The 21,696-nt window shown below is 42.5% G+C and carries 30 protein-coding genes and 1 pseudogene; 14 read left to right on the top strand and 17 right to left on the bottom strand.

Translation table 11 applies throughout. The features are described from left to right. Nucleotides 1-40 precede the first annotated feature (40 nt). From HWQ38_RS33715 to HWQ38_RS33695, 5 genes are all read right to left on the bottom strand, one after another. Nucleotides 41-238, bottom strand: coding sequence for a hypothetical protein (locus HWQ38_RS33715; protein ID WP_292802651.1), 198 nt, complete (start codon nucleotides 236-238; stop codon nucleotides 41-43). Nucleotides 239-307: 69 nt separating this feature from the next. Then, the gene (locus HWQ38_RS33710) at nucleotides 308-700 is read right to left on the bottom strand and encodes a PH domain-containing protein (protein WP_292802649.1); all 393 of its coding nucleotides are present in this window, start codon (nucleotides 698-700) and stop codon (nucleotides 308-310) included. Next, a complete protein-coding gene (rnpA, locus tag HWQ38_RS33705) occupies nucleotides 687-1,109 on the bottom strand; it encodes a ribonuclease P protein component (RefSeq protein ID WP_292802646.1) in 423 nt (140 codons plus the stop codon). Before rnpA ends, HWQ38_RS33710 begins: the two co-directional genes overlap by 14 nt. Nucleotides 1,110-1,134: 25 nt before the next feature. Continuing rightward, nucleotides 1,135-1,269, bottom strand: a complete 135-nt coding sequence (gene rpmH / locus HWQ38_RS33700; RefSeq protein WP_094327629.1) for a 50S ribosomal protein L34 — start codon at nucleotides 1,267-1,269, stop codon at nucleotides 1,135-1,137. 360 nt (nucleotides 1,270-1,629) lie between these two features. Then, nucleotides 1,630-2,142, bottom strand: a complete 513-nt coding sequence (locus HWQ38_RS33695) for a DUF2808 domain-containing protein (protein ID WP_292802644.1) — start codon at nucleotides 2,140-2,142, stop codon at nucleotides 1,630-1,632. Nucleotides 2,143-2,902: 760 nt separating this feature from the next. Between HWQ38_RS33695 and HWQ38_RS33690 the strand changes: the two genes are divergently transcribed. Continuing rightward, nucleotides 2,903-4,075 (top strand): Re/Si-specific NAD(P)(+) transhydrogenase subunit alpha, encoded by a 1,173-nt coding sequence (locus HWQ38_RS33690; protein WP_292802641.1) that lies wholly within the window; start codon nucleotides 2,903-2,905, stop codon nucleotides 4,073-4,075. Here HWQ38_RS33690 and HWQ38_RS33685 read toward each other — a convergent pair. Further along, complete coding sequence (locus tag HWQ38_RS33685; protein ID WP_292802638.1) at nucleotides 4,072-4,245, bottom strand: hypothetical protein; 174 nt, start codon at nucleotides 4,243-4,245, stop codon at nucleotides 4,072-4,074. The two genes, HWQ38_RS33690 and HWQ38_RS33685, sit on opposite strands and share 4 nt — an antisense overlap. Nucleotides 4,246-4,329: 84 nt before the next feature. Between HWQ38_RS33685 and HWQ38_RS33680 the strand changes: the two genes are divergently transcribed. Beyond that, complete coding sequence (locus HWQ38_RS33680; protein WP_229547018.1) at nucleotides 4,330-4,623, top strand: NAD(P) transhydrogenase subunit alpha; 294 nt, start codon at nucleotides 4,330-4,332, stop codon at nucleotides 4,621-4,623. After that, the gene (locus HWQ38_RS33675; RefSeq protein WP_292802635.1) at nucleotides 4,620-6,026 is read left to right on the top strand and encodes an NAD(P)(+) transhydrogenase (Re/Si-specific) subunit beta; all 1,407 of its coding nucleotides are present in this window, start codon (nucleotides 4,620-4,622) and stop codon (nucleotides 6,024-6,026) included. The genes HWQ38_RS33680 and HWQ38_RS33675 overlap by 4 nt, the downstream gene beginning before the upstream one ends. A 140-nt stretch (nucleotides 6,027-6,166) precedes the next feature. Here HWQ38_RS33675 and HWQ38_RS33670 read toward each other — a convergent pair whose 3' ends face one another. Then, nucleotides 6,167-6,799, bottom strand: a complete 633-nt coding sequence (locus HWQ38_RS33670) for an alpha-ketoglutarate-dependent dioxygenase AlkB (RefSeq protein ID WP_292802632.1) — start codon at nucleotides 6,797-6,799, stop codon at nucleotides 6,167-6,169. A 339-nt stretch (nucleotides 6,800-7,138) separates the two neighbouring features. On the opposite strand from HWQ38_RS33670, the gene HWQ38_RS33665 reads away from it, so the two are divergent. Continuing rightward, nucleotides 7,139-7,978, top strand: a complete 840-nt coding sequence (locus tag HWQ38_RS33665) for a hypothetical protein (RefSeq protein ID WP_292802629.1) — start codon at nucleotides 7,139-7,141, stop codon at nucleotides 7,976-7,978. Further along, on the top strand, nucleotides 7,959-8,090 hold the full coding sequence (locus tag HWQ38_RS33660; RefSeq protein ID WP_292802626.1) for a hypothetical protein: 132 nt from the start codon (nucleotides 7,959-7,961) through the stop codon (nucleotides 8,088-8,090). The genes HWQ38_RS33665 and HWQ38_RS33660 overlap by 20 nt, the downstream gene beginning before the upstream one ends. On the opposite strand, the gene HWQ38_RS33655 is transcribed toward HWQ38_RS33660, so the two are convergent. Genes HWQ38_RS33655 through HWQ38_RS33645 form a run of 3 tightly spaced genes read right to left on the bottom strand, consistent with a single transcriptional unit; the run spans nucleotide 8,091 to nucleotide 9,086 of the window. After that, nucleotides 8,091-8,540, bottom strand: a complete 450-nt coding sequence (locus HWQ38_RS33655; RefSeq protein ID WP_292802623.1) for a PIN domain-containing protein — start codon at nucleotides 8,538-8,540, stop codon at nucleotides 8,091-8,093. Next, nucleotides 8,537-8,815, bottom strand: a complete 279-nt coding sequence (locus HWQ38_RS33650) for a hypothetical protein (RefSeq protein ID WP_292802620.1) — start codon at nucleotides 8,813-8,815, stop codon at nucleotides 8,537-8,539. Before HWQ38_RS33650 ends, HWQ38_RS33655 begins: the two co-directional genes overlap by 4 nt. A 10-nt stretch (nucleotides 8,816-8,825) precedes the next feature. After that, the gene (locus HWQ38_RS33645; RefSeq protein ID WP_292802618.1) at nucleotides 8,826-9,086 is read right to left on the bottom strand and encodes a hypothetical protein; all 261 of its coding nucleotides are present in this window, start codon (nucleotides 9,084-9,086) and stop codon (nucleotides 8,826-8,828) included. 350 nt (nucleotides 9,087-9,436) lie between these two features. On the opposite strand from HWQ38_RS33645, the gene HWQ38_RS33640 reads away from it, so the two are divergent. Continuing rightward, nucleotides 9,437-9,691 (top strand): type II toxin-antitoxin system ParD family antitoxin, encoded by a 255-nt coding sequence (locus HWQ38_RS33640; RefSeq protein ID WP_292802615.1) that lies wholly within the window; start codon nucleotides 9,437-9,439, stop codon nucleotides 9,689-9,691. After that, entirely contained in the window at nucleotides 9,688-9,987 is a 300-nt protein-coding gene (locus tag HWQ38_RS33635) for a type II toxin-antitoxin system RelE/ParE family toxin (protein WP_292802611.1), read from the top strand. Before HWQ38_RS33640 ends, HWQ38_RS33635 begins: the two co-directional genes overlap by 4 nt. A 160-nt stretch (nucleotides 9,988-10,147) precedes the next feature. Here the strand turns inward: HWQ38_RS33635 and HWQ38_RS33630 are convergent, their stop codons facing one another. Beyond that, nucleotides 10,148-10,324 (bottom strand): type II toxin-antitoxin system RelE/ParE family toxin, encoded by a 177-nt coding sequence (locus HWQ38_RS33630; RefSeq protein WP_292802821.1) that lies wholly within the window; start codon nucleotides 10,322-10,324, stop codon nucleotides 10,148-10,150. Between the two features lie 159 nt (nucleotides 10,325-10,483). Between HWQ38_RS33630 and HWQ38_RS33625 the strand changes: the two are divergent. Then, a pseudogene (locus HWQ38_RS33625) lies at nucleotides 10,484-10,742 on the top strand (hypothetical protein). A gap of 57 nt (nucleotides 10,743-10,799) precedes the next feature. On the opposite strand, the gene plsY reads toward HWQ38_RS33625, so the two are convergent. The 4 genes from plsY to HWQ38_RS33605 all read right to left on the bottom strand — a co-directional run bounded on the left by plsY (nucleotide 10,800) and on the right by HWQ38_RS33605 (nucleotide 14,379). Continuing rightward, the gene (gene plsY / locus HWQ38_RS33620; protein WP_292802608.1) at nucleotides 10,800-11,480 is read right to left on the bottom strand and encodes a glycerol-3-phosphate 1-O-acyltransferase PlsY; all 681 of its coding nucleotides are present in this window, start codon (nucleotides 11,478-11,480) and stop codon (nucleotides 10,800-10,802) included. Nucleotides 11,481-11,637: 157 nt separating this feature from the next. Continuing rightward, on the bottom strand, nucleotides 11,638-12,912 hold the full coding sequence (locus HWQ38_RS33615) for a DUF3086 domain-containing protein (protein WP_292802605.1): 1,275 nt from the start codon (nucleotides 12,910-12,912) through the stop codon (nucleotides 11,638-11,640). Nucleotides 12,913-13,042: 130 nt separating this feature from the next. Beyond that, nucleotides 13,043-13,459 carry a DUF3119 family protein gene (locus HWQ38_RS33610; protein WP_292802818.1) on the bottom strand — a complete coding sequence of 139 codons (417 nt, stop codon included), beginning with the start codon at nucleotides 13,457-13,459 and terminating at the stop codon, nucleotides 13,043-13,045. 122 nt (nucleotides 13,460-13,581) lie between these two features. Further along, complete coding sequence (locus tag HWQ38_RS33605; protein ID WP_292802602.1) at nucleotides 13,582-14,379, bottom strand: MlaE family lipid ABC transporter permease subunit; 798 nt, start codon at nucleotides 14,377-14,379, stop codon at nucleotides 13,582-13,584. A gap of 448 nt (nucleotides 14,380-14,827) precedes the next feature. On the opposite strand from HWQ38_RS33605, the gene HWQ38_RS33600 reads away from it, so the two are divergent. From HWQ38_RS33600 to aroH, 3 genes are all read left to right on the top strand, one after another. After that, complete coding sequence (locus tag HWQ38_RS33600; RefSeq protein ID WP_292802599.1) at nucleotides 14,828-15,124, top strand: hypothetical protein; 297 nt, start codon at nucleotides 14,828-14,830, stop codon at nucleotides 15,122-15,124. A gap of 535 nt (nucleotides 15,125-15,659) precedes the next feature. Next, on the top strand, nucleotides 15,660-16,481 hold the full coding sequence (gene sppA / locus HWQ38_RS33595; protein WP_292802596.1) for a signal peptide peptidase SppA: 822 nt from the start codon (nucleotides 15,660-15,662) through the stop codon (nucleotides 16,479-16,481). A gap of 101 nt (nucleotides 16,482-16,582) precedes the next feature. Then, on the top strand, nucleotides 16,583-16,996 hold the full coding sequence (aroH, locus tag HWQ38_RS33590) for a chorismate mutase (RefSeq protein ID WP_292802594.1): 414 nt from the start codon (nucleotides 16,583-16,585) through the stop codon (nucleotides 16,994-16,996). Between the two features lie 64 nt (nucleotides 16,997-17,060). Here aroH and HWQ38_RS33585 read toward each other — a convergent pair whose 3' ends face one another. Then, nucleotides 17,061-17,201, bottom strand: a complete 141-nt coding sequence (locus tag HWQ38_RS33585) for a hypothetical protein (RefSeq protein ID WP_292802592.1) — start codon at nucleotides 17,199-17,201, stop codon at nucleotides 17,061-17,063. Between HWQ38_RS33585 and HWQ38_RS33580 the strand changes: the two genes are divergently transcribed. Together HWQ38_RS33580 and HWQ38_RS33575 are read left to right on the top strand one after the other, a co-directional pair. After that, nucleotides 17,201-17,725 (top strand): opioid growth factor receptor-related protein, encoded by a 525-nt coding sequence (locus HWQ38_RS33580; protein WP_292802589.1) that lies wholly within the window; start codon nucleotides 17,201-17,203, stop codon nucleotides 17,723-17,725. The genes HWQ38_RS33585 and HWQ38_RS33580 overlap by 1 nt on opposite strands. Before the next feature lie 683 nt (nucleotides 17,726-18,408). Beyond that, entirely contained in the window at nucleotides 18,409-18,624 is a 216-nt protein-coding gene (locus tag HWQ38_RS33575) for a DUF433 domain-containing protein (protein WP_292802586.1), read from the top strand. Here the strand turns inward: HWQ38_RS33575 and crtR are convergent. After that, entirely contained in the window at nucleotides 18,592-19,482 is an 891-nt protein-coding gene (gene crtR / locus HWQ38_RS33570) for a beta-carotene hydroxylase (RefSeq protein ID WP_292802815.1), read from the bottom strand. The two genes, HWQ38_RS33575 and crtR, sit on opposite strands and share 33 nt — an antisense overlap. Nucleotides 19,483-19,859: 377 nt before the next feature. On the opposite strand from crtR, the gene pyk reads away from it, so the two are divergent. Continuing rightward, complete coding sequence (gene pyk, locus HWQ38_RS33565) at nucleotides 19,860-21,629, top strand: pyruvate kinase (protein WP_292802583.1); 1,770 nt, start codon at nucleotides 19,860-19,862, stop codon at nucleotides 21,627-21,629. Nucleotides 21,630-21,696: the final 67 nt, after the last annotated feature.

Below are 21,696 nucleotides of genomic sequence, written 5' to 3'. Positions count from 1 at the left end.
TGAATTCAACCTGAGCTACTGTAAACTGAATCTAATTTATCTAAATCATAATTTGTCGGCGACTATCTTTCGCTACGGATAGCCGCACATTTAAATGGGGCATTGGGCATTGGGCACTTGTACTGAGCGTTCGCGTAGCGTCTCGTAGAGAAGTCGTTGGCGCAGCCTCTGGTAGAGAAGTATTGGGTATTGGGCATTGGGCATTGGGCATTCCCTTTGTCCCTCTTGTCCCCCTCATCTCCCTCATCTCCCTCATCTCCCTCATCTCCCTCATCTCCCTCATCTCCCTCATCCCCCCTTGCTCCCATCACTTGTTGGCAGCGACAGTATATTCGGGATTTTTCGCTGCAATTCTTTCATTGATGTAGTCATAGACTTCCCGAAACTTGGGAATTGCACGCAATTCGAGACGACTGCCGTTTCTTAGGGTTAACACCATATCTCCCCAAAAGCCAATGCCACGGGGAACTGTGACGACTTTGACAATTTCTGAGTAAATTATGTCAGTGCGATCGCGCCCCTGCCAACCTCCGATCACAGTAATTCGGCGATCGGTGATGCGGAAACGCAGCCACAATGCTCTGACAATTGCCCCAACTGTTAAGGGTATCCCGACAATCGTTAGCCCAATCAGTAGGTTGATAATTAAATCCCCAAGATGGGGCCCACCTTCATAATAAACATCTTCACGAATTCCCATCGAACACCTCAGCTTGTGCCAACAACTGCTCTAATTCTTGCAGAAATTCTGGGCTTACGCACTTAGATTCTCCTGCTGTGGGTTTGACAATTACCACTAGCCGCCATCCTGGTGATAATTTAGGCAGCAAGTTGTGTAAAGCAGCAGCAATTTGCCGTTTGATTCGGTTGCGAACCACTGCCCTTTTGCTGACTTTTGTACTTATGGAAATGCCAATCCGCGTGCTGGCAAGATGTGCTGAGTTAGTTGCTGGTGTAGTCTGAGTGGCTATATCCAAAGAAGGTTTTGTTGAACATAATGGCTTTAAGGCTCTCAATGTTAAATAAGAGCCATGACGCCGAATTCCTTCCCGGAAAACTGCCTGGAAATCCTTGCGGGATTTTAGCCGATTTGCTTTGGGCAAAGCCACAGATGCTCTTTTAGCTTGATATACCCTAAACGCTCAGACGGTGACGTCCCTTTCTTCTCCTAGCGCTAATTACGTTTCTGCCGTCTGGTGTCCGCATTCTGGCGCGAAAACCAGAGGTTCTTTTTCTCTTACGGCTAGTGCCGCCCAGTGTTCTTTTCATAGAGTTCTCCGCTTAGGTGATTTTTATAAAAACTCACAATCTCATATTTTATCACTATTATTAGGAAATTGGGAATTGGACAATTCAATTTTGGATTGACAATAGGGACACGGAGAGCGAGTCAGACGTTTGCAGACTCGCTAACGTTTCTCTACAAGACGCTACGCGAATGCTATCGACCGTCTTTTGGATTAAATTTCAATTCTTTAATCCAAAAGCGTTCGACTGACTTGTACTGAGCGTTGTCGTTGGCGCAGCCTAAGAAGAGAAGTAGCGCTCACGCCGTACTCCTTCAAAGAAGCAAGCTACGCGTAGCGTTCCGCAGCAAAGTCTAAAATCTAAAATTCTTACTCCCCACTCCTAATTGATGCTGATAATCCATGTTCCCGCGTAACGCAGTAGTGGCACATCGCCAGGAGAGAGTACTTGACAGTTAAAATAGTAAACTCCGCCGAAGGCTGGGTTTTGGACGTTAGATAAGACTAACTCAACTGCGCTACCTGCTGGCACCGGCTCTTGGGGATAAATATTAATCAGCTTACCTTCTTTGTCCCACTTCACCTCAGAAAGCGGAACTGCTTTGCCTTTGACTCGAACTTCGATTTCTTTCTGGTCAAAAGTTCCTTTGTAATAATCAGGGTAGGTAATGGCAAATTGACCAACAGCCAATTTCATTCTTTTGGCTGGAATCCTTAATATGTATCGATCAGGAGAATTAGCTTGTCCACCAAAATCTAACCTAAAGGGCAGCTGATTTTCGCTTTTGATACCGCTAAACAGCGTCAATCCAGGTAAGCTTTGCGCCAAAGTCAAGGCTGGTAATCCAGTAACCAAAAAACTAGTCACGGCTAAAGCAGAAAGTAAACGTCGCATAATTGGGCTTCCTCTACCAAAATGTAAATCTGTTATCTAAAAATAACTGTGTGTTAGTATTCTTTACTAAACTTTACTACTCACTTCCTAACAATGGACGTTTCATAACAATAAAAAGTGCCATCTTCCCTGAGCTTTGGGCGACAGTAAAATTACTTAGCAGCAAATTAAACATATAATACTTAGTTCATTATCCTTGTAGAGTCATGATTTAGATTACTAAGTTAGTCAAATTTGAACTAGATAGAAACACAGTTAGGATTAGATTGTATTTCAAAATATGTACAAGTGTATCTAAATTTGAGAATTTTGTTATAAAAATTGAGCCGCGCTATCAGCGATCGCCAGTTAACTTGGGCTAAATTGATTAAAAGAAGTTTGAATCAAAATCGTAATCCTTAAAATTTGATTGGGAAATTATCAAGCTTTGAAAATTGGGTCAATATTACTCTATAAGAAAGGAATACCAAAATTTTTCAATCCCAAAAATCAGCTGAAGATAAAAATGCAAAATTTGGGAATCAATTTAGGATGTGCAATACGTAACCCTGTTTGCAACTATCTGAAAATATGACCTCTGCTAGCGGCAAAGTGAGGCTTTGCCTGGAGAACTAAGAGTGAGAGAGGAAAGATTCCAGGTTCAATCTACAAATAAAAGTCATGGCTGATGTTCCTGCCTAAGTACTATGAGTGCGGCACACCCCTTATATGGACAATCGCTTACTTAGCAGAGATTAGGTATTTATCTTCAGGAGATTTTATGAGAATAGCAGTTGCTAAAGAAATTGAAGTTTGTGAACGTCGTGTGGCATTAATTCCGGATGCCGTTGGCCGATTGGTAAAACAAGGTTTGGAAGTTTGGGTAGAAACAGGTGCAGGAGAGGGAGCTTTTTTTAGTGATTCTGACTATGAAGCAGCAGGAGCCACAATAATTAGCGATACTGCGAAATTATGGGGTGAAGCTGATATTCTGCTAAAAGTCAGCCCACCGCAAGAACGAGAAGATGGACGCTCCGAAATTGAATTACTCCGCGAAGGGGCTGTATTAGTCAGCTTCCTGAATCCTTTGGGAAATCCCGAAATAGCAGAGCAACTAGCAAATCGTCAAATCACAGCTTTGAGTATGGAGATGATTCCCCGTACTACCAGGGCGCAAAGTATGGATGCTTTGTCCTCGCAAGCTTCATTAGCAGGTTACAAAGCGGTGTTAATTGCCGCAGCTGCATTACCAAAATATTTCCCGATGTTAACCACAGCCGCAGGCACGATCGCACCAGCGAAAGTATTTATTATGGGCGCTGGTGTAGCCGGATTGCAAGCGATCGCCACCGCTAGACGTTTGGGAGCAGTGGTAGAAGCCTTTGATATTCGTCCCGCCGTCAAAGAAGAAGTGCAAAGTTTAGGGGCAAAATTCGTTGAAGTCAAATTAGACGAAGAAACTGTCGCCGCAGGTGGTTACGCCAAGGAAATTTCTGAGGCTAGCAAACAACGTACCCAAGAAGTTGTCGCCGAACACGTCAAAAATTCTGATGTGGTAATTACCACCGCCCAAGTGCCTGGGAGACAAGCACCACGGCTCGTTACAGAAGAAATGGTGGCACAGATGAAACCCGGTTCAGTAATTGTAGATTTGGCTGCCGAACAGGGTGGTAACTGCGCCTGCACCGAGCCCGGTAAAGATATTGTCTGGAACGGTGTAACAATTATCGGCCCCATAAATCTCCCATCATCGATACCAATTCATGCCAGCCAATTGTATGCCAAGAACATAACATCGTTGATTCAACTGTTAATTAAAGACAAAGCTTTGCAAGTAGACTTTGGCGACGACATCGTTGATGCAGCTTGCGTTACCCACGCAGGTGAAATTCGCAATCAACGAGTGCGGGATGCGCTAGAAGCATTGAATACTCAAGAACCGGCGGTTAGTTAGGGAATTGGGAGATGAGGGGGATGAGGGAGACGAGGGGGACAAGGAGGACAAGGGGGACAAGGAAAATCAAAGACTCGTTCATCCACCTCGGAACTCCGTTCATCCATATCAAAGACTCGTTCATCCACTTCGGAACTCCGTTCGTCCATATCAAAGACTCGTTCATCCACTTCAAAGACTCGTTCTTAATGCCCAATGCCCCATGCTCAATGCTCAATGCCCAATGCCCATTTACATTAAGGAGTTTTGATTTCATGACAGAGGCATTACTTGCTGCTTTGTTTGTATTTGTTTTGGCATCTTTTATCGGCTTTGAAGTCATCAACAAAATACCACCGACTTTACACACGCCCTTGATGTCAGGCTCAAACGCGATTTCTGGGATTGCGGTACTTGGAGCAATAGTTGCTGCTGGTGCGAGAGAGACGAATGTATCAGTAATTCTCGGTTTGATTGCTGTGGTATTGGCAACAGTCAACGTTGTGGGTGGTTTTTTAGTCACAGACAGAATGTTGCAAATGTTCAAGAAGAAGGAGATTAAGGCGTGAGCGACTTTTTACCAACTGGCATTCAGCTGACGTACTTAGTCGCTGCATCGTTATTTATTCTGGGGTTGAAAAAGCTGGGATCGCCTGCTACAGCGAGGAACGGTAATCTCGTCGCGGCTGTGGGGATGCTGCTAGCGATCGCCGCGACAATACTGGATCAACATGTGTTGAACTACGAGATGATATTGTTGGGCTTGGCTATAGGATCGGCGATTGGTGCGATCGTTGCCTACAAAGTCCAAATGACGGAAATGCCCCAAATGGTGGGTTTACTCAACGGTTTGGGCGGTGCGGCTTCGGCTTTAGTAGCCGTTGCCGAATTCTGGCGGTTATTAGATAGTTCTCAGTCGATACCCCTAGATGTCAACATTTCCATACTATTGGACGTGTTAATCGGTGGTATTACCTTCACAGGTAGTTTTCTAGCCTTTGCCAAATTGCAAGGTTTAATCAGTGGTTCCCCGATTACATTTCCTTTCCAGCAACCATTTAACCTCTTGCTTCTGGGTGCTTATCTAGTGGGTAGTGCCTACTTAATCATCACGCCAGATAGCTTACCCATATTCTTGGGAGTGGTTGGCGTTTCATTGGTGCTGGGCGTGATGTTCGTCATCCCCATTGGTGGCGGCGATATGCCAGTGGTAATCTCGCTGTTGAACTCGTTGTCAGGTGTGGCGGCGGCGGCGGCTGGGTTCGTGGTGATGAACAATATGTTAATTATCGCTGGGGCTTTGGTGGGAGCATCTGGATTAATCCTCACCGAGATTATGTGTAAGGCGATGAACCGCTCCTTATTTAGTGTGCTGTTCAGCGCTTTTGGTACAGGTTCTACTTCTGGTGGTGCTGCTGCTAGTGGTGGTGCAACTGAGCAAAGCGTCCGCAGCATCGATGCCGAAGAAGGGGCGATGATGTTGGGTTATGCCCGTTCTGTGGTAATTGTACCTGGTTATGGTATGGCAGTTGCCCAAGCGCAACATAGCGTCCGGGAATTGTCAGATCAGCTAGAACGGATGGGCGTTGATGTCAAGTATGCGATTCACCCCGTTGCTGGGAGAATGCCGGGGCACATGAATGTGTTGCTGGCGGAGGCAAATGTGCCTTATACGCAGTTGTACGACATGGATGATATTAATCCCCAGTTTGAGCAAGCAGATGTGGCTTTAGTAATTGGGGCAAATGATGTGGTAAATCCGGCGGCGCGGAGTGATGTCAATAGCCCGATTTATGGTATGCCGATTTTGGAAGTAGATCGTGCGAAGCAGACGATTGTAATTAAGCGCGGGATGAGTACGGGTTTTGCCGGTGTAGATAATGAGTTGTTCTACAAGGATAAGACGACGATGCTTTTTGGTGGTGCTAAAGATATGGTGTCGAAGTTAGTTTCGGAAGTGAAGCAACTTTAACGAACCGCAGAGGCGCAGAGAGCGCGGAGTAAAGAAAGAATGTAGAGAGTTGGCTTGCCTTGGGGGTTTGATGCTTCTGAGGCAAGTTTTTTTGTGTATTTTATCCCGATTAATTTATCCTATTTTTATCTAAAAAACGGTTATTTAATTTGTCTGAAAGTAAGATTTATTCTTGATTGTGTAAGTTTATTTTTTTTAGGTATCTGATGTTGCCAAAAGTGCTGTGTAGTTCCCTTCATGATTAGTAAACTTCCATGAGTAAGTTGAATTTCGTAGTTTAATTCTTTTTGTATTTTATGTCTAAACATAAAACGACGATTAGCTCCGAAACTCACAGAAGCAATTACAGGGTTTTCTCCAAGTTCTGGTTCATCATCACTATGCCAAGCTACGCTGTCTTTACCATCACGATATAGATTAAGTAACACACTATTGAATTTAATTTTAGATAAAGATTCAATTTTAGATTTAATATTGATTAATACAGGAGTCCATAAAAAAGGTTGCATTGTGATTTTGGAGTAAGAATAGGATTTACCTGGATCTCCATACCAAGCTGTAAGCCTTGGTAACTTAACTTGTTTACCAAAAAGTATTGTAGATTCTTGATTCCAAGAAGTAGTTTCATATAATTCAACAAATAATTGGTTACTCTCGTTCCCATCAAAGAAATTTTGGTAATAGATTACTTCAGCATTTTGCATAGGTAACTTTTCACCCTGATACCTACTCTTATCATTTCCCTCTTCCCAGATCGATAGTTGATTAAACATGAAATAATTTCAATTAATATCTATAATTTTTCTTGCAGTGTATGGTCAATTATCTCAAAGGAAATTACTTCTAATATTGCTAATATATGAAGTTTATCACATTAAATAGCAATTCTAAATGAGTAATGGACAAGACACATTTTGATGAAAGTTAGAAAAATCAAATTTTTCAACCACATAACCTACTATTCAAATTATAGTACAAAAATACTATAGTTCTGAAATTAAATTAGGATTGCTATAAAAATTAAAACAATCTTAAAATTATTACTGAGTATTAGATTTTCCAAAAAAGCATTATATAGTAGTCTTGATCACTTCATAACCTTGAGTATTCTTATGAACTGTTTTCAAATTATTAAGTCTGTTCTAGATGAAGCGTACAGTCAAATACCTGGAGATGATGTAAACAAAGATAATGATATTAAAGAAGCAATAAAATATTTGCGGAAAGAATATACGAGTTTATTAACTGGAAACAATATTACTTATAGTGACCCTATTACTAGATTTGCCTATATTTATACCTATGTAACATCTCATGCTAACTTAGTCTGTACTCTTATCGAACAAGATGATAATTTAGGCAATTTATTTAACAATTCAAAAGTCAACGTAGCTTGTATCGGAGGAGGACCAGGAAGTGACTTTTTAGGAATATTGAAGTATCTGATGACTAATAAAAAGTCACCTACAGTTAAATTCCAACTTTGTGATAAAGAGAAAACATGGGCAGAGTCTTGGTATGATGTAGATGATAAAATTGATCCTATTTTTCGCATATCAACTTCTTATTTACCATTAGATGTAACTAAGCCAGATGATTGGCAGGCATATAATAAGTATTTTCAATCAGACCTTTTTACAATGATTTATTTCATGTCTGAGGTATATACATTGAAAGATGTAGCAAATGAATATTTTGCCAACTTATTTAGTCAAGCTAAACCGGGATCATTATTCTTGTTTGTTGATAATAATAACCCCAGTTTTTACGGTTGGTTTGATAAACTGGCTAAAGACAATAGTATTAATATTATCAACAACAAAACTGGGAGAATGTATTTACCTAATCATGAAGATAAAAATGACTTAGAAATATATTTTGAAAAGTTTCAAGCTATTGGTAATCCAAAAATAACTGCTGATGTTGCGTATCGTGTTGGACGTAAAGAGTAGTAAACTAAAGCGACAATTACTTAACCTCACTAATTTATCTGCGCCTCTGTGGTTCGTTAAAAAAAGCGATCGCCTGCAAAATCTCTACGGTGCGATCGCTCTGACAATATAATTAAGACTGCGGTATAAAACTGCGCGGATCAACAACTACAATTGCAGAAAAACGTTTAAAATCATCAATGTTGAATGTAAGTATATGTGTAATCTGGTGTGTTATCATCGCCGCGACTAAACGTGCATCATGCACCTGTTTTCCCATGACTTGGTATTTAACAATTAGAGATTCCCACTCACTAAAAATTGCAGGTGTACCAAGGTGTAGTATAAATATCTTCTTCAGTTTCTCAGTTTCTTGTACTGCTTGAGCCGTGGATAAACCTAAACCATTACTATTAATCGGTCTTGTAGCAACAGCCCAAAACTCAATCAGATTTTGTGGAATTATATATAATAATTCACCTTGTCTCTTGAGCATCAATATCGCTCTTTGAGTATCAAAGTGCATTGGGTTATTCTTCTGCACCAAACGCAGCAAAATATTAGTATCCACCAAATAGCTCATAACATTTCATCTTCTGTGGTGTAAATACTCTCTCGACTAATTGCTTCATTTGAAAGTGCTGGTACTAATGAAAAAGCAGGACTATTTATTAAATCTGTTAATATAGCTTCCCATTCTGCCTGACTTGATACTTGATAAAAAAAACTTTCTTCATGGGTGGTTAAACTGTTTTCAATCAGAGATGTAAGATAAGCTTCTACCGATAAACCTTGTGCAGCAGCTTCAGCAATGAGACGAGCCTCTATTTCTAGTTTCAATTGTAGCTGTATGGTCATTTGTTGTCTCCTAATTCCCTGAGTTATAGAAGTCTTCATCTGGATCATTGCAAAAGTCTTCTCCCTCTAACTCTGAGAATATATTTAATTCACTACTAGGTGCATAATCTGCAATCGCTGTCATTGCGGCTAGTGTTAATTGGCGTTTTTGCTGATCTTTGGTAAGTGAGTGTTTTTCTTGAATAACCAATTGCAGGGCTGATTCAGCTATCTTTAGGCGATCGCTTATGCTCAAACTTGGAAGTGCTTGGAGAATTTCTTTGATTTGCATATCAGTTTATAGAGTCGATCTATTATTAATCTTAATCAAAATATGGCGTTTACAATGTGCGTTAGTGTAGCTTATCGCAGGTATCCACCTCTTCTTGTGTCCTCTGCGGTTCGTTAAAAAAGCGTAGGCGAAGCCCGCCCTACCCTTCGGGATCTTGCTACGCATAGCCTCTCGTAGAGAAGGCATCGCCTGCAAAATTTCCACTGTGCGTAGGCGTTCGCGTAGCGTTCCGCAGGAAAGCCCGCCGTAGGCATCGCATTAATCTTTCAGTTGAAAACTGAGCCGTATTCGTTCATCAACTCAATTAGCGATAAAATTTGAATATACTAAATTTAGTAGAGTTATTTGTCATGAATATTTCCCTTAAACCTGAGCATGAGCAGTTTATTCAATCCCAAATTCAAGCTGGGAGATATGCTAATGCAGAAGAAGTGATGAACGAAGCATTCAAATTGCTACAAACACGAGAACAACGTTTGGAAGAACTTCGGGGAAAAATAGTGATTGGAAAGGAACAAATTGCAAGAGGAGAGGTTATAGATGGTGAGATAGTATTTGCTCAATTACAAGAAAAAATCAATAAAATTGCTGAGTCTCAAAAATGAGTAACTACTCTTTTTCTGATGAAGCAGTCAAAGATTTAAATACTATTTGTGAATATATTGCCCAGAATAGTCCCAGTGCTGCTAGTAAACTTTTTGATGCAATTCGCCAGAAATGCAAATTAGTTGCTGGATTTCCCAACATGGGGAAGAGTTATGAGCAATTATCTCTCAATTTACGGGGATTTAACATTGAAGAATATATCATCTTATACTATCCCAGAGAAGATGGAATTGATATTGCCCGTGTCATCAGTGGATATAGAGATTTGGAGTCACTGTTTTTAGAATTAGAGTGAAATAGCCATAGTCTAATTGTACTTTCACAACAAACGCGATCGCTCTCTTCTGACTCTGTGTTCTCTGCGCCTGGAGTAGTTCGTTAAAAAAGGCGATCGCGGATCGCCTGCAAAATCTCCAGTGTGCGATCGCACAATTCCACAAAACAACTAATTTGACTTACTTCGGAAAATATCGATAAATATCTTTACAATGTAGCACACGCTGAAATATTAATGTTTCACCGTCAAATATAATCCCGATCCGATAATCTCCTATACGAATACGATAAATATCATCATATCCTTGCAGCTTTTTGATATTAGTAATTTCTTCAAAGTTAGCTATTTGTGGTATTTCTTCAAAAGCAAGTATTTTAATCGCCTCATAGTAAGGTGTACTTTTGAGTCAGCTTTGTTAAGTGATTCTTCGGTTTTAGCTTTTTTAGATAGGCGCGAGAAATCAAATGATTGCTCATTGCCAAGTATACGCTCAGAGTTCAAACAATTGAATATTATGAATCACTGGCTAGTAATTGCCCTGGTAGCTTATTTAATTGGAGCAGCGATTGAAGGGGTTAGTACAGCCAGTCAGCTATCTCATTTAGTGCCAGAACTACCTAAAAGTACACAAGCTCATTCTTCAGAGTCTGCGACTGGGCCTAGTTCGAGTTGGCGAGTTGTGGCCGCCATCGCCTCAGTAAGATATCTGTGGAGCTTTTTTGTGGCCTTGCCGCCTTTTCCATCGTTTGATTAAAGGAAACGTTCGTTCGTAAGCCTAGCCGTGGCTGAAGCATGGAGGCAAAAAATATATCTATTTGTCGGTTGGTCAATTATGTAGTTTGTTCTGGTTCTGTTGCTACATTTTGTCCAATTTTTGGCTCCGTTCCCGCAAGCAGTCGTTGAATGTTAGTGCGGTGGCGCAAAATTACATATAATCCCCCGGCAATCCCAAACAGAACATAGGGTAACGGTTGATGCAAAAGTACCATGAAAATGCAACCTGCGATCGCACCTGCAATTGAACTCAAAGAGACAATCCGCGATATCGCCACAACCACGGCAAACACACCTGCTGTTGCTAAACCTATCTGCCAACTCATTGCCAACAAAATCCCCAAGCTAATAGCAACAGATTTACCACCAGTAAAGCCCAAAAAAATCGATTTACTATGTCCCAGGATGGCAGCTAACCCAGATATTGTTACTATCCAGGGTTGCCACAGTTGTACATCTACCGTTGGGGGGATATAATTTTGAATTGGCTTAAAATTGAACAACCAGTAAACTAGAGCGATCGCTAATACTCCCTTTAAGGAATCAAGTACTAAAACCAATGCTCCTGGCCCTTTCCCCAAGGTTCTTAATACATTAGTTGCCCCAGTAGAACCTGAACCAACTTCTCGAATATCAATACCTTTTAGCTGCTTCACAGCGATGTAGCCAGTGGGAAAAGAACCCAGCAGGTAAGCTATGACCACAATTGCCGCGCACAGAGTTAACCAAATAGCCATAATACAATTCAAAATTCAAAATTCAAAATTCAAAAAAGTCAAGAGGTATTACTCTTGACCAATGACCAATGACTAATACTTCTCTACGAGAGGCTGCGCCAACGGCTTCTCGTAGAGACGCTACGCGAACGCTCAGTACAAGTGACTAATGACTAATTTAAAAGTCATCATCATAGTTTCTCACTGCTTTGGGGTCAGGGGCAAAGGCTAACCAGAGGGGAAATTGCAGCAGTGACAAACTGATTTGCTCTTCTGAATCGTCAATGATAATTAAGGGCAGTTGATTGGCTTTCGTCAATCGGTCGGCTTTCTGAGCCACAGCATCAGATGCCTCAAATAATACCACACCTCGGTCTGGGCCGAAATCTGGGCGACCGATTCCCAGACAGTCTTGCAAGCCGCGCCGCCATTCACCTAACCGCTCCGGTGTATTAGCTAAGACTAAAGTACGGACGCGATCGCCATATAGCTTATGTAATATCGAAATTGTGGCTGAGGCAATCAGAATATTCTGTAAGCGGCTACCCATTGTCCGCAAACCACCCCGTCCCCCTTGGGTAAAAAACCAGTTAGAGACTCGTTCTGCATGGATTGGTTCAAAGGTGCGGCGTAGTTGCCACGCTGGCCCATAGTAATCTGGTTTATTGCGGTATTGATCAATTAGGCGGCGAATTTGCTTTGTAGTATCTTGAAACTGCTGTTGGGCAAATTGGGGTATTCCAGGTTGGGATTCAACTGGTTTAGCCTCTTTTATAGATGGTTTTTCTCGTTCCACCACACTTGGCGTCAGTTGTAACTGTTCAGCAGCAGAGGCCAAATCCTGTAAGCTACCTGTGAGATAGTCTTTAAAACCCTGCACTCGAATTGCCAAGTCTTGGGATGTACCCGCAAAAGTGGTTCGCATCTCGTTGCGGATACGTTCTTGACGGCGTTCTAGCTGTTCTACAGAAATTTGCAGGGTTTGTTTACGTTGTTCTAACTGCACCAGCGACTCTTGCACAAGTCGTCCCAGCGAGGTTTGAGTTTCACTCACTTGGGACTGAAGGTTTTTATAAGAAGCTTGCAGCTTGGCTATTTCTGACTTGAGAACTGCCTCAGCACTCTGCAACTCTGCCACTCGCTGCTCTGCTTCTGCATATAATGAATTATTTTCTGATCCTATTTCTGACCCCAGTGTGATATTTTCGGCTTCTAACTGCCCTACAAACTCGCCATTTGAATTTTCTGTTAGCTCTACTGGAGAATCTACCACTTCTGCATTGGAGATGAGTGGCTCAGAAGTTGAGTAGCCTTCTGATGAGCTAATGGCTTCTGTTTTTACCACTGACTCAACAGATGGATTTACTGGATGAAAAAATGCATTGTTCTGTTCTGCTTTTTCTGCCAACCGCTCATCAATTGGTTCTGGGGTTTGAGATGCCTCTGAGTTCATAAACAATAGTGTAATTCCGATGACGCGAATAAATAGCTTTCAGAAATATTACAATTGACCTGCCATAAAAGTCCTGAGTGCTGAGTTATGAGTTTAAAGCAAAACAACTCAGCACAGATAGCACTCAACACTAAATACGTGGACAACGTTGTTCCAAGCAAGTTTTCAAGGTGTTGGGGTCAAATAAAATCGGCAAAAAGTGAATACTTTTAATTTCTTTAAAGTAAAACAGGATGGGGATTCCATTCCAGAATATCCGCCAGTTTTGCCATTCCTGGTAGGGAAAGCGCCGAATCAATTTTTCGCCTCTGTAAATATCTAAGTCGGTGGCGGTAAATTGCAAACGCAGCGTTAACGCCTGAAACATGAGAAACAAACCAAACAGTGTGAAAACGGAGCCTACCCACGGTTGTACCAACAGTAGTGGAATAGCGGCAATCACCAACACTATAGGTATATTGTAACTAGGCTTGAGTTCCACAGTTGATGTGGAGTTAGGAGCAAATGAACTGGTCACAATCTTAAATCCTGCTTTATTAGTAGGGATATCTCCTATTTTAGGAGTCAGGAGTTAGGAGTTAGAGACGCGATTAATCGCGTCTGTACAGGAGTTAGGAGTTAAGAGTTATGAGTTATGATTTAAAACTCCTCACTTCTAACTCTTAATTTTTATGGACTTTGTGTAAATGCACTGCCAGTCCCCTGAAACATTAACCAAGAAAGAAAAAAGTTGCTCACAAATATAACTAGCAAGGCAGTCACAACAGCAGTTGTGGTTGATTGTCCTACACCTTTGGCTCCTCCTGTTGTCGTTAACCCCCAACTGCAACCAATTACGGCGATTAAAATGCCAAAGCAACACGCCTTAATCATGGCGCTAAAAATATCCCAGATACCAAGAAAGTTACGGGCTGAGTCTAGAAATACCGTATCAGAGAGGTTGTAGATATTTGTCGCAATTATTAATCCCCCAAACATCCCTGTTATCAAAGACAGGAGAGTTAAAATTGGTAGCATTAAACAGCAAGCAAGGACGCGGGGGATAACTAGGTAATCGATTGGATCTGTTCTTAACATCAACATGGCATCAATTTGTTCTGAGACTCGCATGGTACCGATTTCTGCTGCAAAGGCAGAACCGACTCGTCCGGCTAAAACCACTGCTGTTAACACGGGAGCGAGTTCTCGTGTCAAGGCTATAGAAAGCACTCCGCCGATAACGTTTCCTGCCCCAAAGTTGATAAATTCTCGCGCCACCTGAATGGTAAACACCGCGCCAACGAAAATAGCCGTCACGAGGGCAATAAATAGGGAATCTGGCCCAACTGCTGCCATTTGTTGTAAGGTGTTGCGCCGATGGATTTTGCCCTTTAATAGGTGAACTAGTACTTGCCCACCCAGAAAAATCGCTGACAGTAGCCGCTGACTCCATTTTCCTAAACTGGATTCGGATGTAGTCTGGTTCAATGTTCTGTAGCTAACTCGGTAACTGCTTTAAGAATAGCGGAAGTCATGGGAATGGGGAATGGGGAGAATGAGAAATTACCTCTCCCCTCTGCTTCTTCTTCCCCTACTCCCATTCGGCTACGCTCACGGCAAGCCTACTCTCCACTCCCTTAAGAAGACTAAACATTAACTTAGATTAAAGACCTTCTCAGAAAGTGAAGCTGCTATTAAAGGTGCTGCAAACCAATAAATAGCTGCTAGCCTTGGCTCTAACATTGATTTTGCAAGGGTTTGGGAGATTGAAGTCATTTTTGATAACTCCCCCATCTGCTGTAACTGATAGCCGTTTCTTTTAATGAAAACTTAAGATTTTTGACAGATTGTCTGTTCGGAAGCGATCGCTCGTATTCTAGAAAATGAGAAACCGCTATCGGGCTATTGTCATCTCTACTCACGGAGTTTGTCCTAAATGACTATTTTCACAAACTTTCTCCGCTCTTTACTACTTACAATCATTTTTAGTTTTGTCGCTCCCATGCTCCTAGTTGGCGGCGGATTGCTCCTTCTATCACTGAGCAGTCACTTCCCTGGTTTACAAGAGTTAACTGAGGCGATCGCTATTCAGATTAGGCATTTTCTCGCCACCTTTGGCAGTGGAACTCCCCTACGCGGATTATTTGTGATTAGCCTGACCTGTACTTTCGTCGGCGTACTGTTTGATATGTACGTTTATTATCGGTGTCAAATTTTACGAGTAGGTTCATAAATAATTGAAATACCTTCGTCAGCTGCTCATGGCCTGTAGAAGCGAGGAAAAAGTCATATTTCCAAAGGTGAAACTACTACTGGCCTTAACTTAGATAGGGATTAGTGTTGCTGAATGAATTTTTATTAATTAAATTCAGTGCCGAGGTGATTGATTAAATACTTATTATTCATTAGTTATTAGTTATTAATTACTGACAACTAGTGCAGGTGTGCGATCGTAGTAAACCAATCCTCAAAAAGTCAGAATACCAAGGGTTTTATAATTTTAAGTTCTGCAAAACAGTTAAAATAATCCCTGCTAAATCATCACGTTGAACGCTAGACTAGAGTTTGGCATTTTGTGTTAGCTGCAAGCTTTTAGGACTTAATTAGTATTCATTGAGAATATCAAATAAAACTCCCTGTAAAATATAAAATTTTCCTTAAAATCCTGATCAGCAGAATGACTGCTCATGTTTCTTAACAGAGTAAAGCAGGGCGTCTGACCGTTGGGCATCTTATATTGAATTTATTACGAGGTATGTTGACAGCTCATGGTTTGGCCGCTTAAGCCCAAGTTTAGAAAACAAATTGCGCGGATTGAAATTACCGGTGCGATCGCCGGTGCTACTCGCAAACGCGTCCTAGAAGCCCTGAAAACTGTAGAAGAAAAAAAGTTTCCAGCATTATTGCTACGTATCGATAGCCCTGGCGGTACAGTTGGAGATTCCCAAGAAATCTACAGCGCCCTGAAGCGTTTGCGCGAAAAAATTAAAATCGTCGCTAGCTTTGGCAATATTTCGGCTTCTGGAGGAGTCTACATCGGCATGGGAGCCGAACACATCGTAGCCAACCCAGGTACAATTACGGGTAGTATCGGTGTGATTCTGCGCGGGAATAACTTGGAAGGCTTGCTAGAAAAAATCGGTGTTTCCTTCATGGTAATTAAGTCTGGCCCTTACAAAGACATTTTGGCTTTCGACCGGGAACTGACTCAACCAGAAGCAAACATCCTGCAAGAGTTGATTGACACAAGTTATCAGCAGTTTGTCCAAACGGTAGCTGATGGACGTTCTTTAGCAGTAGAAACTGTGAAAACTTTCGCCGATGGTCGGATTTTTACTGGACAGCAAGCCCTAGAGTTGGGTGTTGTAGACCGCCTGGGCACAGAAGAAGATGCCCGTCGCTGGACAGCAGAACTAGTCGGACTTGATCCGGAAAAAACTCTCTGCTATACCCTAGAAGAACGTAAACCCTTATTGAGTCGCTTTCTTCCAGGGAGTCGTCAGTTTTCATCAGGAATTGGGGCTGGTATTGATTGGCTCGAATTTGAAATGTCTACGAGTGGTTTACCGTTGTGGTTATATCGACCCTAATATGAGTTAGGAGTTATGAGTGAGGAGTTATGAGTTAAAAATCTTAACTTCTCGTTCTTAAGTCCTTGCTCCTGACTTTTCTGTTTTAAGGAGGATTTGACGTGGAGTGGCAAATGCGGGCGATTCGCGGAGCAACAACCGTTTCAGAAAATACCGTTGAGGCAATGCGAGAGGTGGTGACAGAACTACTAGATGAACTGGAAAACCGGAATCAATTCCAGCCGAGGGACATGATTAGTGTGACTTTCTCAGTGACACGCGATTTGGATGCGATTTTTCCAGCTGCGATCGCCAGAGCGCGTCCTGGTTGGGATAATGTAGCCATGTTGGATGTGCAGCAAATGCACGTCGAAGGTAGCTTACAGCGCTGCATTCGGTTCTTAATCCACGCCTATCTGCCAGCCTCCGCCTCAATTCATCATACCTATTTACGCAACGCCGCTAGTTTGCGTCCCGACTGGAGTTTGCCCCAATCATTACAAGCATCACAGCCAGCAGTTAAGTCAAAAGTGTAAATTATTTAAATAAAATACATGTAACAAACAGCATAAAAATACAATTGTGTGTTATGGGCGCTGCTCAACCTGCTGCTATTGGTGGGAGAATATTAGTAGCTTGTTGTAGTGATTTCAGGTCATTGGTAAGCCGATCGCGCCCAAAATAAAGATGTTGAGTTGTGAAGGTAGTTTGCAATGAATCATCAAAAACAACTAACTGCAATGCTTGTTCCGTTCTACTTAGGGGAACAACGAGATTCAGAAGGTCGGACAATTCAAGAGATGTGGACTTGGGATTTTGAAGAATTGGAGTGCGTCCATGATTACATTCAGTGGTTGTTCCCTTTGCCTGAGCGAAGTGCATTCAATCCTGACGCACCCATCGTTGATGAGGAAGTAATTAAAGCATTTCAAAGCAACCCACACCTACGTCAAAATTTGCTGCGTTCCTTCACAGTCATGCTTCAGTTTTATGGGTTGCAACGCCACCAGAGTAATGATGGAAAAATAATTGTCAGCCAGTCAGAAGAGTATCCGAATCGTAAACGCGAATGGGTCTGTATTTTTGACCACAATTATCTTCGCATCACCCGTATATTAAAGTGCTTGATGACATTTGGATTGGAGAATGAAGCCCAAGGATTTTATGAATGCTTGCGGCAAATTTACCGTGAGAATAGCGATAAAATTGGAGGTGAAACATTTCAGTATTGGACAATTGCAGTCAAACACAATGTGACAATGTAACAATCTCGTTGGATGCTGACGGGATTGAGATGCTTGGTTGAGACTAAGAGCCTGATGTACTTTGAGGCTATATAACAGGGCGCGTCTGGGCTGCAAGTCCTAAATTGATCAGCCACAGTTCACCAGGTTTCGGGTTCTTCAATCAAATCCAATACTTCTTGTTCAACCACTCTCGAACCAAGAATATCTAGAGCATCCTCGCCTGAAACTCTCTTCTCTACGAGACGCTGCGCGAACAATTTTGAATTGTTAATCGTTGTATTCGGTTGAAATTCACTGGGATCTTCTGTTTGGATGAATTCGTCAAACAGTTTGAAAAACTGCTCTAAGGCAGTGTGTTCATCTTGGGAGAAAAATAGAAGAATCTGCTCCCAAGTCTGATTGGAAGTTAAATTGAATCTCTCGCTAATGGAGCAATATCGAGATATCCCAATGGATTTGGCAGATGCTTCTTTGGTAGCTACTGCTGAAACCTTAAATTAGAGACTAATTTTTACTCTTGATCGAGATTTCCACATCTATCGATTTCGTGGCAATCAGTCTTTTGAAGTTGTACCTTGAGGGATAAATCGCAAGAAAAATAGTGATCGCGTTCCGCAAGAGGACAATGGAATAGATGCTGAGATTTCCGAGACCATGAAAGCTAGGATCGGAAGGTAGTCTATCGCACACATGCTAACTATATGACATCCACATCGCCTATTATTCATAGCGACCCCGATATATTGGGGGGAATCCCTGTTTTTGTTGGTACTCGTGTGCCGATAAAAACCTTGCTCGATTATCTAGAAGCGGGTGACTCACTAGATGAGTTTTTAGATCACTTTCCTAGTGTCAGCCGTGAGCAAGCGATCGCTTTATCAACTCTATTCTTTGTGATGATCAAACCGAATTCCTAAAAAGATGTCATAAACAAACTCAAAAAAGTCCTTTTTCTGCAACAATCCTGAAGTTTGATAACATCCTTTTTCATCTAACAGGGGCTTCATCAGATAATATGCAGGCTGGTAATTATACCAAGGAATCGAAGGCCACAAATGATGAACTAAATGGTAATTCTGCCCCATAATCAGGATATTCAAAATTGGGTTAGGATAAACGCGAGCATTTTTCCAGCGATCGCGCTCCGCAAAAGGACGATGGGGCAAATAGTCAAAAAATAACCCCAGTGCTATCCCCACCACAAAAGCCGGTATAAACCAAAAATTGAGAATGTAACCCAAAAAGTGGTACTGGACTGATATATAAACAATTACACCGACAATTAAGCGGCTGATGAACCATTCTAATAGCTCATATTTACGCCACAGTTGCCGTTGAAAGAAAAATACCTCGTGGTACAAAAACCGCACCGCAATCAGCCATAGAGGGCCACCCGTAGAGACATAATGATCTGGGTCGTCTTTAGGATGATTAACATGGGCATGATGCTGTAAATGCACCCGCGTAAATACTGGAAAAGCAAAAGCTAGCATCAACGCACTGCCATGCCCTAACATTGCATTAATCACCCGATTGCGATGGGCCGATTGGTGACAGGCATCGTGAATTACCGTCCCAGCACAATGCAAGGCAATAGTATTAACGCTAAAGCACAGCCAGTGCGGCCATTCCCAAAGCCAGTAACCAAAGCTAGATAACACCAGCATTGCCACAGCTACGAAAAACAGGAGTAGCGTGCGATTGAAATCACCAGGAGGCGCTAAAAATTCCTTGGGTGGGATTATCAGTGGCTTTTGTGCCTCCGATGTGATCATTTTTGACATTGACTCCTTCTTTACCAAACATTACGAATATACGATAAAAGATTAGCGAATAATAAAGTTTTGCTAAGTTTTGTATACCAATATTTATCTACAGCTTTGCATATCACTAGATGAATAACGCTATGATTCCAGACGAGGCCAAGTCTTTACTGATAAGTGGGGTATGACAATCGGCAATAAGTTGATCGGATAAAGTCCTTCGTCAGGAGGATGGAGACAAGATTGATGTACTATATCTAGTCTAACCCACAGCCCCTACTCTCCGATAAACCCTCTCTAACTGCTTATTATTGATATAGCAGTGACTGAAAAGGAGATGCCACTTAAGTTACGATGACTTCCCAGATAGCTCCCTAATTTCAGCCCCTATGCAATTAAGAGATTCTCTGCGCCGGACAAAAATTGTCGCTACTATTGGCCCCGCCACTAGCAGTCCTGAAATGCTGAAGGCGATTATTGAAGCGGGAGCCACGACGCTGCGGCTAAATTTTTCCCACGGAACTCATGCCGACCATCAGCGTAGTATTCGCTTAATTCGGCAAACCGCCTTTGAACTAAATCAGCCAGTGGCTATTCTCCAAGACTTGCAAGGCCCAAAAATTCGCTTGGGGAAGTTTGACAACGGGTCTATAGTTGTGGCAAAAGGCGATCGCTTCACCTTGACAAATCGTCCGGTGGTAGGTACGCAAGAAATTAGCTGCGTTACCTACGATTATTTAGCCGAAGAAGTCCCGGTTGGCGCAAAAATCCTCCTCGATGATGGACGAGTCGAAATGCTGGTGGAGGAGATTAACCGCGACAAAGGTGATTTGCATTGTCGCATTACCGTGCCTGGTAAACTTTCTAACAACAAAGGCGTAAACTTTCCTGGCGTTTACCTGTCAGTTAAGGCAATGACCGACAAAGACCGAGAGGATCTGATGTTTGGTCTCGATCAGGGTGTAGATTGGGTGGCGCTTTCCTTTGTCCGCAATCCGCAGGACATGATCGAAATTAAAGAGCTAATTTCCAGTACAGGCAAGCAAGTACCAGTGATTGCCAAAATTGAAAAGCACGAAGCCATCGAACAAATGGAGGCGATTCTGGCTTTGTGTGATGGCGTAATGGTTGCCAGAGGCGACTTAGGGGTGGAATTGCCAGCAGAGGATGTTCCCGTACTCCAAAAGCGGCTAATTGCCACAGCAAATCGCTTGGGAATTCCGATCATCACCGCTACTCAGATGTTAGACAGCATGGTGAGCAATCCCCGTCCCACTCGCGCTGAAGTGTCGGATGTGGCAAATGCGATTTTAGATGGCACGGATGCTGTGATGCTCTCCAATGAAACCGCAGTGGGTAGCTTCCCTGTAGAAGCAGTGGCGACGATGGCACGGATTGCCGAGCGCATGGAGCAGGAAGAAGTCCAACACTTAAACTTACGTTCTTCCAGAGATGCCCGACGCTCTATTCCCAATGCGATTAGTCAGGCTGTAGGTCAAATTGCCGAACAACTAGGCGCGGCGGCAATCATGACCCTAACGCAAACTGGGGCAACAGCTCGCAATGTTTCTAAGTTCCGTCCCCAGACACCGATTTTGGCAGTGACACCCCATGTGAATGTGGCGCGACAACTACAAATGGTGTGGGGAGTAAAACCACTGTTAGTACTAGGATTACCTTCCACTGGTCAGACATTTCAAGCTGCGATCAATGTGGCTCAGGAACTGAAGTTACTGTCTGAGGGTGATTTAGTAGTAATGACTGCTGGCACACTCCAGGGAATTTCCGGCTCCACAGATTTGATTAAGGTTGAGGTGGTGACGGCAATATTAGGTCAGGGAATTGGACTGGGACAAGGTTCAGTGAGTGGTCGCGCACGAGTGGCTAATACTGGTATGGATGTTAGTAACTTTAATCATGGAGACATATTGGTTGCACCTCGAACTAGTGCCGATTTTGTGGAGGCAATTCGGAAAGCTGCCGGGATTATTACGGAAGAGGAAAGTCTCACTAGTCACGCAGCAGTCATTGGTTTACGTCTCGGTGTGCCAGTGATTGTTGGCGTAAAGCAGGCAACGCAGGCGATTCGAGATGGAGCGATTATAACGCTGGATCTGCAACGGGGTTTGATTTATTCTGGGGCGGTGAGAACGTCTTAGGAGTGAGGGAGATGAGGGAGACAAGGGGGACAAGGGGGACAAGGGGGACAAGGAGAAAATAACTAAT

The sequence above is a fragment of the Nostoc sp. NMS7 genome (assembly GCF_017115085.1).
In the GTDB taxonomy this organism is placed as follows: domain Bacteria; phylum Cyanobacteriota; class Cyanobacteriia; order Cyanobacteriales; family Nostocaceae; genus Nostoc.
The sequence above is the reverse complement of the archived record's forward strand: the minus strand, read 5'-3'. Positions and strand labels throughout refer to the sequence as shown.